12 protein-coding genes and 2 tRNA genes are annotated in these 13,211 nt (G+C 38.4%); 2 read left to right on the plus strand and 12 right to left on the minus strand.

The window, feature by feature from the left end; translation table 11 throughout:
- Positions 1 to 68 precede the first annotated feature (68 nt).
- The 6 genes from GVV22_RS03380 to nrdI form a co-directional block, all read right to left on the minus strand.
- Positions 69 to 1,445, minus strand: coding sequence for a dicarboxylate/amino acid:cation symporter (locus GVV22_RS03380; protein WP_159648763.1), 1,377 nt, complete (start codon positions 1,443 to 1,445; stop codon positions 69 to 71).
- Between the two features lie 209 nt (positions 1,446 to 1,654).
- Positions 1,655 to 3,733 carry a glutamine synthetase III gene (locus tag GVV22_RS03385; protein ID WP_159648764.1) on the minus strand — a complete coding sequence of 693 codons (2,079 nt, stop codon included), beginning with the start codon at positions 3,731 to 3,733 and terminating at the stop codon, positions 1,655 to 1,657.
- A 120-nt stretch (positions 3,734 to 3,853) separates the two neighbouring features.
- Complete coding sequence (locus GVV22_RS03390; RefSeq protein WP_159635608.1) at positions 3,854 to 4,111, minus strand: glutaredoxin; 258 nt, start codon at positions 4,109 to 4,111, stop codon at positions 3,854 to 3,856.
- Entirely contained in the window at positions 4,108 to 5,184 is a 1,077-nt protein-coding gene (nrdF, locus tag GVV22_RS03395) for a class 1b ribonucleoside-diphosphate reductase subunit beta (protein ID WP_159640850.1), read from the minus strand. The genes GVV22_RS03390 and nrdF overlap by 4 nt, the downstream gene beginning before the upstream one ends.
- Before the next feature lie 21 nt (positions 5,185 to 5,205).
- The gene (gene nrdE, locus GVV22_RS03400; protein ID WP_159648765.1) at positions 5,206 to 7,320 is read right to left on the minus strand and encodes a class 1b ribonucleoside-diphosphate reductase subunit alpha; all 2,115 of its coding nucleotides are present in this window, start codon (positions 7,318 to 7,320) and stop codon (positions 5,206 to 5,208) included.
- Positions 7,317 to 7,682 carry a class Ib ribonucleoside-diphosphate reductase assembly flavoprotein NrdI gene (gene nrdI, locus GVV22_RS03405; RefSeq protein ID WP_159648766.1) on the minus strand — a complete coding sequence of 122 codons (366 nt, stop codon included), beginning with the start codon at positions 7,680 to 7,682 and terminating at the stop codon, positions 7,317 to 7,319. Before nrdI ends, nrdE begins: the two co-directional genes overlap by 4 nt.
- 293 nt (positions 7,683 to 7,975) lie before the next feature.
- Here nrdI and GVV22_RS03410 point away from each other — a divergent pair, with 293 nt between their 5' ends.
- The gene (locus tag GVV22_RS03410; protein ID WP_159648767.1) at positions 7,976 to 8,941 is read left to right on the plus strand and encodes a ring-cleaving dioxygenase; all 966 of its coding nucleotides are present in this window, start codon (positions 7,976 to 7,978) and stop codon (positions 8,939 to 8,941) included.
- A gap of 72 nt (positions 8,942 to 9,013) precedes the next feature.
- Positions 9,014 to 9,409: a CoA-binding protein gene (locus GVV22_RS03415; protein WP_159648768.1), complete on the plus strand. Its 396-nt coding sequence runs from the start codon at positions 9,014 to 9,016 to the stop codon at positions 9,407 to 9,409.
- A 35-nt stretch (positions 9,410 to 9,444) separates the two neighbouring features.
- Here GVV22_RS03415 and GVV22_RS03420 read toward each other — a convergent pair whose 3' ends face one another.
- The 6 genes from GVV22_RS03420 to GVV22_RS03445 all read right to left on the minus strand — a co-directional run bounded on the left by GVV22_RS03420 (position 9,445) and on the right by GVV22_RS03445 (position 13,151).
- Positions 9,445 to 9,948, minus strand: a complete 504-nt coding sequence (locus GVV22_RS03420; RefSeq protein ID WP_159648769.1) for a hypothetical protein — start codon at positions 9,946 to 9,948, stop codon at positions 9,445 to 9,447.
- A 133-nt stretch (positions 9,949 to 10,081) separates the two neighbouring features.
- Positions 10,082 to 10,429 carry a hypothetical protein gene (locus GVV22_RS03425; protein WP_159648770.1) on the minus strand — a complete coding sequence of 116 codons (348 nt, stop codon included), beginning with the start codon at positions 10,427 to 10,429 and terminating at the stop codon, positions 10,082 to 10,084.
- A 2-nt stretch (positions 10,430 to 10,431) separates the two neighbouring features.
- Complete coding sequence (locus tag GVV22_RS03430) at positions 10,432 to 10,830, minus strand: helix-turn-helix transcriptional regulator (protein WP_159648771.1); 399 nt, start codon at positions 10,828 to 10,830, stop codon at positions 10,432 to 10,434.
- A 117-nt stretch (positions 10,831 to 10,947) separates the two neighbouring features.
- Complete coding sequence (gene pepF / locus GVV22_RS03435; RefSeq protein ID WP_159648772.1) at positions 10,948 to 12,747, minus strand: oligoendopeptidase F; 1,800 nt, start codon at positions 12,745 to 12,747, stop codon at positions 10,948 to 10,950.
- Positions 12,748 to 12,883: 136 nt separating this feature from the next.
- Positions 12,884 to 12,959: transfer RNA gene (locus GVV22_RS03440), tRNA-Glu, on the minus strand.
- Between the two features lie 116 nt (positions 12,960 to 13,075).
- A tRNA-Asn gene (locus GVV22_RS03445) sits at positions 13,076 to 13,151 on the minus strand.
- Positions 13,152 to 13,211 lie beyond the last annotated feature (60 nt).

Raw genomic sequence — 13,211 nt, forward strand, 5'->3', positions numbered from 1 at the left:
GTGAGAGGTTTAGGTGTACTACTTAAGATATCTTTTTACAAACCAAATAAAAAAGCGCATTAGCGCTTTTAAGATTCTATTGATGGAGTCGGAGTTGCTTGAGCATCCCACCCTTTGTGAAACAGCGTTTCGTCAACCATGTCTAGTTCATGAGCGACACATAACGCACTCACCCCATCATCCATGACGTTCGCAGCAGTAACAAGCATTTCTACCGGACGGTTGATTGCGAAAATAAAACTATATGCAGCAAGTGCTTCCGGATTAACATACCCCATCCCACTAATAATTGTGAAGAGCAAGACTGCACCAGCACCTGGAGCCGCAGGGGTACTTATCGATCCAATTACTACAAGCGCAATAATTGAAATCATTTGAACAAGGCCAACTTCATACCCCCCTACCGATGCTATGAATAAGGTTGCGACAATTTGCATAATGGCCGTTCCTGTCATATTAATGGCAGATGCAAGTGGCACGATGAACGAAGCAATCGCTTCATCAACACCTAAATCATGCATTACGGTTTCTTGCGTTAAGGGTAATGTTGCTGCTGACGACGATGTTGAGAAACCAAACGCGATTACCTTATACATTTTCTTTAGGAAAATAACTGGAGATAACCCAGTACGTACAAACACAATTAATGGGAAGACTACAAACATCAAGACCAGTAAGGTTAAGGATGTCAATACCATGTAAACCATTGCTGGCTGCAGATAGTTTGTTCCATAGGATGCAAGCGTTCTAACCAATAATGCAAAAATTGCGAATGGTCCAAACTTAACAATGACGATTTCAAGAAGTTTCATCGTAATAATGTAGACTTCGTTGATAAATTTACGTAAGATATCGATTTGATCGCGTACACTTTGCATGACAACACCAACGATAAGCGCAAAGACAACCACAGCAATGATATTTCCGTTATTTGAAAGCATCGATACAAAGTTATTATTGAAGGCATTTAAGACAATCATCAAAGGATTATTGTCGTTAACCGTTGTTTGAGCAAGCTCGATCGATTCAAGATTCGATAACTGGAACCAACCCATGCTGTAACCAAAGTAACCAACTGTTGTTCCAAGGATAACTGCAACAGTTAGAAGCAGAATAAAATTCTTAATACCTTTTGTTGCCAGCTTGTTGAGTAAGCTTGACTCACGAATATGATCAATTGCTTTAATAATAGAAGTGAAGATTAGTGGAACTAAAACAATTTGTAAAAGTCTCATAAAAATTTGGCTTACTATGTAGAAGATTCCGACTGCATTTTTATTACCTGGCACACTGATATCGGCAAACAACAATTTGTCTATCGACGTCCAGAGTGCTTGGTGATTGGTTGATATTAAATACTCACGCAGAAAAATGAACCCAATTCCAACAATTAGGCCCCATGCGAGGGTGATGAGTATCTTACGTGTAAAATGATTCTTAGCCATGAAATGTACCTCCGTATGTATGATCTGACTTTTCGAATCAAATAAGAACGTGAAAAGATATACGGAAAACATGACTAGTTTCTTAGTGTGTATGTTTCCTTATAAACATCTCTGTGCTTACTTAAAGGATTCGTATGTATCTTATCAAAGTATCCGCTTTTATGCAACGATAATCCTCTAAAAAAAAACACATCACGTGTGATGTGTTTTTATACATGAAATAATAAATCGCTATATGTTGGGAAAGGATACAATGAAGCATCCATATATGTCTCTAATTGATCCGCATCAACACGAATCGACGCCAACAGTTTAACAACTTCTCGATCAAGCACAAGGCATTGTGCATCAAGGTCTTTATTTACCACGCCTTGAACCAACTGTTCCATTGCTTGGATTTTTTCCACGATCCGGTCACTAAGATTTACGATTTGAGCATGACGCGTTGCTGCATAGTTCCCTGGTAGTATTGTACCGTTGGGTAACATTAATGCATGAATTTGTTTCATCGCAGCTGGGAGTAATTGACGATTAATCATCTGAATCAAGGTTAATGCTTCTGTTCGCACGTCTTCTACATAACGGTGACGAGCAATTTCGTAACGCGCCTCCAATTCTCGACGATTTAAGACACGTGTTTTCTCAAACATATTTTGTGACTTGTCCAAGAGCAATGAGTGGGTCGACTCAAGATAGGTTGTAACATTTGCAAGCCCTCTGCGGGACGCTTCTTCAACCCACGATTCATGATAACCGTCACCACTAAATAAGATACGATGATGGGCTTGCACAATCTCTTGGCAAACTTCAAGCGCACGCTCGCGGCTTTCCTGAACATATTTGTATTGTTCCAATTCATCTGCAACTAATTCAAGCGACTCTGCCAGAATCGCACACAATACAGTATTCACGAAAGCACTACAGATTGCAGAACCCGGCATTCGGAACTCAAATTTGTTACCAGTGAACGCAAATGGTGATGTTCGGTTGCGATCGGCACCGTCTTTACGCGTAGCCGACAAAGATGCTAAAGGACTAAAGTACTGATCATCTTTATTAAGTGTTAGCTCTTTCGTTTGCATTAATTGATTGAGAATCGACTCCAAGGTTTGACCCACAAACATTGATATAATTGCGGGAGGCGCTTCACTTGCACCCAGACGATAATCATTACCCGGAGTCGAAGCCGCGAATCGGAGTAATTCTGCGTGTGTATCTACGGCACGAATCATAGCACTTACAAAAATCAAGAACCGAACATTTTCATGAGGACGATCCCCAGGATCGAAGAGATTGAGTCCAGTATCCGTGACAAGCGAAAAATTATTATGCTTTCCTGATCCATTAACCTTAGCGAATGGCTTTTCATGCAATAATGCATTCATATTATGTTTTAACGCTACACGCTCTAATGTCTCCATTACGAGCATATTCTGATCAATCGCTATATTCGCCTCAGCATAGATTACAACAATTTCGAACTGCGCAGGGGACACCTCATTATGCTCAACCTTTGCATGAATTCCTAATTTCCATAGTTCCTCATTGACCGCTTCCATGTAATCGATAACTTTCGCTGGAATCGCTCCAAAGTAATGACCGACATGTTCTTGATCTTTCGGTATTTCATGACCGAGAAGGGTTCGTCCCGTAAATTTTAAATCATCGCGTCCCTGAAACGTTTCACTATTTACGAGAAAGTATTCTTGTTCTAAACCGACCATTGCACGAACTGAAGTGACGGACTTATCACCTAGCGCATGGACGACTCGAGTTGCTTGTTCACTCAATGCGTCCATCGCCTTAATTAATGGTGCTTTTTCATCCAATGATTCTCCGTGGTATGCAATAAAAATTGAGGGTATGAAGAGAACATGGCCACGCAAGAATGCTGGTGAGGTCACATCCCAGTATGTATAACCACGAGCCTCGAATGTTTGACGAAGCCCACCATTGGGAAAACTAGAGCCATCGGTTTCACCTTTGATCAGATTTTTTCCTGAAAAGCGGGTAATTGTTTCGCCACTTGGAGTGACTTCAATAAATGCATCATGCTTTTCGGCGCTAGAACCCGTCATAGGATGAAACCAGTGTGAGTAGTGAGTTGCACCATTTTCCATCGCCCAAACCTTCATCGCGTGCGCAATCGCGTCAGCAGTTTCACGATCCATTGGTTCTTCTTGACTTACCGACCGTTCCCATTTTAAAAAGACTGGCCGCGGCATATATTTACGCATTTTTTCCGACGAAAAGAGTTTTGTTCCAAAATTTTCCATGATATTTGTCATATTTTTCTCCTTGATTGCATTATTTTAAAAAAATATCGGGAATATGTAAATATTTTTGAGGTATTTACTGAAAAGTGCAAACATCCACAAAAAAAGTGAACCCTTTCAGGTCCACTATTTTTATTGAATATGCTTTTCGAGGAAAGCCGTCACCTTTGAAGGCGCAACATCAAGAAGTACATCGCCATCCGCAATTAATGCAGGTGTAGCCATAATATCATTATCTAATGCTAGCTTCATAAATGCCTCTGGATTGTTTTCTTTTTTTACAATTTCAATATCGTCCGCATATTTGTTGCGAAGACCAAGTTCTAAGAATTGTTTTAAAGTAACACATTTAGCACAGTTGTCCTGTGTCAACATTTTAATTTTGCTCATCGTTTAATTCTTGGAGCGTCAAATGAGAAATCATCATCTTGAAGTGATTCTGATTTCATTTTTTGATACCCATTTCCTTTCATTGAGAAGTTATCCATTGTTTTTGTTTCGGTATTTAATCCATTCAAGACAACCGGGTTTACCTCTTCGTAGTCAAAATATGGATCAAACCCTAAGTTCATCATCGCTTTGTTTGCATTATAACGCACAAAGATCTTAACATCATGGGACAAGTCTACTGCATCGTAGATGGATTCAATTAATTCTACTTCTTCTCCATAGATTTCGTCAAGGTATGTTGTTAGCCATTGATACAATTCAGCTTGAAGTGATTTATCAAACTTGTTATAAATTTCCATTGCCAAGTTTCCAACATAAAGCCCATGAATACTTTCATCACGAAGGATCAAGTTAATGATCTCTCCAGCTTGCATAAGTTTTCCTTGTCCATAGAAATAAAGTGGGTAATAGAAACCACTGTAGAATAAGCACGATTCCAAAAAGACGGACGCAACCATCGCTTTCCACTGTGCGACATCAAATTCTAATGAATCAACAGGTGTCCCTAAATCATCATAGCGACGTTTATAAGTAAGACGGTCCAAATCTTCATAATAGCCAACAATCAACGCAAGCAGTCGTTGCATATTTTTATTGTTTTCTGTCCATGCAAACATTTCATCTATCTCGTCATTTTGCAGGTATGTCATAAAAATATTTGAGTATGACTTCGCATGAACCGCATTTTCCATGGCGGCCATAAAGTTTAACACTGCCTTACGTTGATGGAAACGATCATCAATTGAGCGTGACACAACAGGCATCCCAATATCTCCTTGATACGTATCAAGGAATGTTAAAACAGCAAGGTTTTGTGAGTAAGCTTTACGAACATCTTGAGGCAAGGTTGCCCACAAGTTCAAATCTGGCTGAAGACTGATGTCTTCAGGTCTCCAGAATTGACTTAGATTTTGTTCATAAAACGTTTGTGTAAAGTTATCTTCATTTTCGTTCCAGTTTGCACCATCGTAATGGCGAACTGCACTTTTTGCTTCAATTTCTTTTAGTAACATATCAATCATTTCCCTCCCAAACTAAACTGCACATGCGATACATTCTTCGATGCTCAATTTATGTGTTCGTGTATAGTATAGTGTTTTAATGCCTTGGTAATGTGCATATAAGTAGTATTTTTGCAAACTACGTGTGGTTTCATCTGATGTAATGCATAATTCGAATGAAATTCCTTGGTCCACGTGTTTTTGTGCTGTTGCAATAACATCAATAACTTTATATTTGTCCATTGTATATGCAGATTCATACATAAAGCCCGCTACATCAGATGCCGGCATTGGGAAATATGTTTTTGAGTTCCCGTAAGTACGCTCTTCTACAATTTGTTTAATCGGTGTTAATGAAGGTGTTGCACTCATAACATATGCAATTGAACCATTTGGAGCAACTGCTAGTCGGTTGGAGTTATAGAGACCAAATGTCATGACGTCATCTTTTAATTGTGTCCATTCTTCTTCAGTTGGAATATAGATATCTTTCATAATATCTTTAACTACATCCGTTTGTGCATGAACAGGTCCACGATCATTGAAGTATGACCCATCAGCATATTTTGAACGCTCAAAACCATAGAAACGAAGTCCTGTTTCACGTGCTTTCGTCATCGAGTGCTTCAAACTATAGAAGTTAACAAGACTGAAGAATACATCAATTAAATCGATATCTTCATCGCTACCATAAGCAATATAATTTTCCGCAATATAGCCGTGGTGGCCCATAATTCCGAAACCAACAGAACGCATAATATTATTAGCACGAGCAACTGCTGGTACATGAGCGATATTTGTCTTTTCAGATACAGAGTTCATAATGTCCATGGCAGCATATACTGTTTCTTCAATAGTATTATTTTTAATCATATTTCCCATGTGTCCACTTGCAAGGTTACATGAAATATCTAAACCAATTTGGTCTTTATCACGATTGTTGTAATCTGCATATGTTGAGACAACAGATGGTTGCAGAATTTCTGTACATAAGTTAGAGAACTTAATTGGATCCGCAAGAGGGTTTTCCTTATTAACGTTATCAGCATACATGATATATGGGTATCCGGATTCCCCTTGTAATTGCGCAATCATATCGAAGAGTTTACGAGGGTTTATTTTACGCTTACGAACATTTGGATTTTCTACAAGTTTCTCATACCAGTTATCCATATCAATTGCGATATCTGAGAACGGAATTCCATATTCTTTATAAACAGTATGCGGATAGAAGACATACATATCTTTATCTTCTCGTGCTAATTCAATCATCTTGTCAGGCATGACCACACCCATTGATAATGTTTTAACACGAACATCATCATCAGCATTCAACTTTTTAGTTGAGAGGAAATCTTCAATATCACTGTGGAATACGTTTAAGTAAACAGCACCCGCACCTTGACGTTGACCCATTTGATCAGCATAACGGAACGCATTATCGAGAAGTTTCGCTACCCCTACGACACCTTTAGCGACTCCTGGGATGTCTTTAATGGTTTCACCTTTCGCACGAAGGTTGGTTAAGTTAATCGACACTCCACCACCCAGTTTTGAAAGTTGCATCGCAAACTCTTGAACACGTGCAATGTCATTTAAAGAATCATCCACTTCCAATAAGAAACACGAGACAAATTCGCCACGTTTTTTCTTCCCTGTATTGAGTAGTGTTGGTGTTGCTGGCGTAAAGTCTTGAGCAATAAGTGATTTGATAAGACGACGTGCTGTCTCTACATCACCATCCGCATGGTAGAGCGCAATAATTGAAAGTCGATCTTCATAACGCTCCAGGAATACACGGCGTTCATCATTTGATTTCATTGCATAATCGTTATAGAACTTGAATGCACCCATATATGTCGGGAATCTAAACTTCGCATTATAAGCAATATCATAGACAGATTCAATTTCTTCAAATGTATACTTATCCAAAAATTCTTTCTCGTAATACTCATTTTCAATCATGTAATCGAGTTTTTCACGTAAAGAGTGGAAAAACTGTGTATGTTTATTCACATAATTTAAAAAATAAGAACGAACCGCTTCTTTATCTTTATTAAGATCTTTAATATTGCCATCACCATCAAGGATCTGATTATTGAGAATGACCCATTCAGGAATTTGATTTGTTTTTGTTTGCGCTGTCATAGACGTGCCTCCTTATATTCTTGAATCCATGTTTTTACATATTCAACATCTTTACTAAAGCCTGAACCTTCAAATTTTAATACGAGTTCAATGTTGTATTGATCACTAATTTTCTGTCCTGCTGCTCCAAAGTTTGTACCCCAATTACGGTTGCCGCTTACCGCTAGGCCGACCACTTTATCTGCATATGTTTCAAGAAACTCTGCAGTTTCATCGGTAACTTTCCCAAAGTCCCATGAACGTGTTATCAAGAATAATTCACTACCCTCACCGTCATAGTCTAAGATATCTACAGTATTTTGTTCGAGTTTTGATGCAAATCGTGCACCCTGACCCGTCAAACTATCAAAAACGACTAACATACATTCACCACCCTTCAAATCTAATAGTATTAAAACACAGATTTTTTTTACATGTGAGTCCTTGACATAGATTTTCGTCTGTTTTTAAGAAATGAAAATCTGAAACATAAAATATTTAATGATTGTCGTTATGTCAGAGTGTGTGAACGACTTAACAACATAAATTTTCTTCATAAATATATCCACAATATTAAACATAGTAGTTTGCTAGGTCATTATTCTTGCACTCTTTTTTTTAATTCGTTATGATTGCATTATCAACAAGGCAATACATGCCAGAAGGAGCAACATTTATGAAAACTATATCAGGATGGCATCATATCACCAATATCGCAAGTGATGCACAAAAAAACTACGAATTCTATACAGAAGTCCTCGGAATGCGTTTATTAAAGAAAACCGTTAACCAAGATGATATTTCTGCATACCATACATTCTTTGGAGACGAAGAAGCATCAGCTGGAAATGATTTAACGTTCTTTGATTTCCCTGGAATTAGCAAAGCTGTCCGAGGGACCAACGCTGTAACCTCTGTTGGACTCCGTGTCCCAAGTGATGCAGCACTTGAATACTGGATGCAGCGTTTTGACGAAAAAGGCGTTAAACACGATGCTATTGATGAACTCTTTGGTGTTAAAGGTCTTCGTTTTGAAGATATTGACGGCCTCCGTTTACGTCTTGTCTCAGACCAAACTGGTGGCGGTTTCCCAGCTGGAAAGCCAAACCAATGGAGTGATGTACCAAACGAGTTCGCAATTGTTGGACTCGGAACTATTGAAATCACGGTCCGCCATATTGATACCCAAGAACAATTCTTAGTTGATGCTCTAGGCTTCACAAAAGTTGGTATTGAAGATGGTGCAACACGATTTGAAACGGGTCCAGGTGGAAACTCATCATCCATTCATGTTCGCGTCGATCAATCTTCAGCAGACGAGTACCAAGGTTATGGTGCAGTTCACCACATTGCGCTTCGTGTTGAAACAACCGAAGACCTCAAAGAGCGTATTGACCAAATGACCCGTAACATGTATCCAAACTCTGGTTTCGTAAACCGTCACTACTTTGAATCTCTCTACACACGAGTTGGCCGTATTCTTTATGAATTCGCTACCGATACCCCTGGATTCACAGTTGATGAACCAATTGAAGCATTAGGAGAAAAACTAAGCCTTCCACCATTCCTCGAGCCACAACGCGAACGCATTGAAGCTGAAGTCCGTCCATTTGATACGAAACGAATTAACTACCGCAAATAAGGGATTCTGTGTTAATACATACAGTCTTCAAAAACTGTGTGCTATACTTAGTTTATGAAAAGGAGTATATTTATGGACAAATCATATGAGATTTTATCAACAAACAGCAATTATGCAGTAATTGGCATGACCGATGATCAGAAAAAATTTTCCTATAGAATTTACACTTTACTGAAAAACAAAGGCAAAATTACACGTGGCATTCACCACCGTCTTACCGAAGTTGAAGGCGAACGTATTTATAACTCAATTGAAGCGATTGAAGATCCAATTGATGTTGCAGTCTTTGTTGTTAATCCAACGATTGGGATCAACTATCTTGAACCCATTAAAGCGAAAGGCATTTCGACCATTTGGCTCCAACCTGGAACCGTTAGTGATGAGCTCGTTGCCAAAGCAAATGATTTAGGACTGAACGTTGTTGAAGATTGTGTTCTTGCAACCTATGCCCGAAACGAATCGAAATAATCATAAAAAAAGCCAGTTCATCGAACCGGCTTTTTTTAACTATAACTGTATGCATTGATGGCATTTTGCATGTCTTGATAATCCATGATACACAAATTCATGACCACATGGCCAATGACCCCTGCAGCAACAGCAGAAGCTCCTGCTTTTATAAAGAGTCCAATTGCATGATTAATCTCAAATGCCCCTAGAACCTGAGGTATCGGCATAAATAATGGATAAATGCATGTTATCACCACAACCGTCAAGAATGCGACACGCCCAAGGAATGTTTTAGGAAGTTTTCGATATACTGGTCGTACGTCGTACGATTCAATATCATATTTACAATTCTCTAAGTCCCGTTTTGTATTATAAAAACCAAATCCTGAACATAAAACACCTAACCAAATTAGACCCACTAACAAATCCGATTGGACATTAACCATCGTCAGTGCACCTTTGTGCGTGCTGAATGCTACAAAGTAAAAGAACCCATTTATGAGTATATTCATAAACACAAAATCGAACATTATTTTTCGAAACATATAGAAACGCATGCTTTCCCCCACAACCATTTCTGGAACTTGTCTTTAATATAGTGTTAACTCAACATTTCCATTTTATCATATTTTATTTTATTTTAAAGATACTCTCTTACGATTTCACAAAATGTAGCGTAAGTGGTTACATTCACACCGATACTTTGTGATGAACTTTAAGAATTCTATCATGTTTAACCAATGCATCACACCATGTGTCATCGTGCATCAAGATTCTCAACGAGACCCATTCATCATCAATATCCATAAATTGCACCACTTGTAACCCACCCTCGACTGTCTTCTTTTTTAGCGCATATAATGCTTCCAATTCAACAGCGAGTGTCTCACCCAAATACTTTCGCAGATGGTTCTCAATATAATCTTTTTCATTTGTAAGTCGCGCAAGCATGGTACGAACTGCTCGATTTTCTTTTAGCGATTCACTTTGGGCATATGCGATATAGATTAAAATAATTAGAACAACATACTCCAGCATCTTTAACGTCCCTCCTTAGCAACAATTGCACCAACACCTTCAAGATTAATAACTTTTGATTCATTGCCCTTATCTAATTGAAGCACAAGCCACTGTTGATCCATATCTGTGACAGTTCCACTTAAAACCACACCACTCAGATATTCAACATCGACTTGTTTTTCAATCCATTGTGATACAACACTTCGACTTCTGACAGTCTGTGTATCACCCTCAATCAAGTCGTATAAACTTGTTTGATACAACAACGCCAATGCATGTAATTTATCCAGAGACGGCGCTACATGACCTGTCTCCCAATTTGAAACAGTCTGGCGGGTTACTTCCATTTCTTGAGCGACATATTCTTGCGTTAATCCTTTTTCTTTTCGACAATTTGCCAGTCGATCACCTAGTTTCATATCAACTACCTCCACCCTAACTTTAACGAATTCATCATTGTTTATCTATCAAATATCGTTTGCACCCTTCGCAAATGAAAACTCCATGCACTAAATTGGCACATGGAGTTACTTTTTTTACTTAATAATTAGAGTACGGAGCTCTTCCATACGTTTTCCAAAAATTTCGAGTGTTGTATCAATTGCTGTTGTTTCATGCATATCAACACCAGCTTTTTTCAAGACATTAATAGGATAGTCGCTACTTCCTGATTTCAAGAAGTTTAGATACGGCTCAACGTCACCTCCATTATAAATGGTTTCTGAAAAGAGCGTTGCTGCGCTGAATCCTGTTGCGTATTGGTAGACATAATAATTGTAGTAGAAGTGTGGAATTCGTGCCCACTCATACCCAATTTCTTGAGTAGATACCGCTTCGCCATAGTAGAATTTATTAAGCGCGTAGTAAGTATCAATTAGGTAATCCGCTGTTAATGCAGTACCTTCTTGGTCCGCTACGTGAATCATATGCTCAAACTCTGCAAACTGAGTTTGACGGAAAACCGTACCCTTGACGGTATCAAGGTAATGGTTTAATAAATAAGCACGAACTTTTGGATTTTCGTATTGATCAAGAAGATAGTTAAGTAATAAATTCTCATTCGTTGTCGAAGCAACTTCTGCCACAAATATTGAATAGTCTCCATAAATGTACGGTTGGTATTTACGCGTCATATAAGAGTGAACAGAGTGGCCTAATTCGTGTGCCAAGGTAAACATGTTATCTATATTTTCTTGCCAGTTTAGAAGGATATACGGATCAGTTCCGTACGATCCGGATGAATATGCACCCGAGCGCTTCCCTTTATTTTCGACGACATCAATCCATCGGTCATCAAAAGCACGTTTCAACACGGAACGATACTCATCACCAAGTACTGATAAAGCTTCCAGAATAATTTCTTTTGCCTCTTCATATGTAAACTTCAAATCAACATCCTCAACCATCGGCACGTACATATCGTACATTTGGATATCTTCAAGTTGTAATGCATCATTACGTAGCGTTACATAATCATGAAGCATACTAATGTTTTTATGAATTCCATTAATTAGGTTTTCATGAACATTTTCATCAATATCATTGCCAAAAAGGGCTGCTTCACGCGCTGATTTGTATCCACGAATATTTGCATTGAAGTTATGAATTTTAACATTTCCAGATAAGGTACTTGCAAGAGTATTCTTAAGATTTCCATATGTTTCTTGCATCGCTTTAAACGCACGCTCACGAACTTCACGATTTGGATTTTCCATAAACAAGGAATAGCGACCATGTGACAACTGAACTTCATTACCATTCTCATCTTTGATTGATGGGAACTGAATATCCGCGTTGTTAATCATTCCAAACGTTGTGGATGGAACATTAAAAATCTCTCCTGCAGAAGCAAGCACACGTTCCTCTTTATCACTCAAAATATGAGCACGCGATTTAAACAATCTCTCAAAGTCATGCGTATATAGTTTTAATGCGTCGTTTGATTCAATATAACCACGAATGGTGGATTCATCCACGGCAAGGATCTCAGTATTGTAAAAAGAGAAACTTGAGCTGAATTTTGCAGCCAGTGTTTGTACACGACCATTCATTGCTTGATATGTTGGATTGGTTGTATCAACATCAAAACTTAGATGTGCATAAATATAGAGGACTTCCAAACGGAAACTCAATTCATCTCTAAATTTTAGACCTGCTAAGAGTGCTTCAGCACTTTTACCTAAGGTTCCTTGGTATGACGCAACTTCTTCTAGTTGCTTTTCGATAGCACTGTATTCTTCATTCCACGCTGCATCGCTTTCAAACATTGGTTTTAAATTCCATGTATCTTTTTCAGCGACTTCTGAACGAAGTGGTAATTCATAATGATCTGACATATTGCACCTCTATTCTATTGTGGGTAATGACCCAATGCTTATATTTTATCATAAATTTACTAAGATGCTTTATGTAATCATTTTCATTACTCACATAAAAAAAACTCACTTCATTGAAGTGAGTGTTATTTATAATTGGTGACCCGTACGGGATTCGAACCCGTGAATGCATGCGTGAAAGGCATGTGAGTTAACCGTTTCTCCAACGGGCCAAGTGTGCGTTATTGATGTATATCTTTTTAGCGCTTTTGTATTATAGCAAGATTAATTATTGATGTAAAGTGTTTTATACACTTATTTTCAACACTACTTTTTCTAAAAAATAAAATGGCGCTTGTTGCAGGACTCGAACCTGCGACCCACTGGTTAACAGCCAGTTGCTCTACCGACTGAGCTAAACAAGCATCGCTTAACGCTCATAAAATATATCATACATCCCTACTGTAAGCAAGCAAATTTCCACT

Source organism: Erysipelothrix aquatica, assembly GCF_009828825.1.
Lineage (GTDB): Bacteria > Bacillota_I > Bacilli_A > Erysipelotrichales > Erysipelotrichaceae > Erysipelothrix > Erysipelothrix aquatica_A.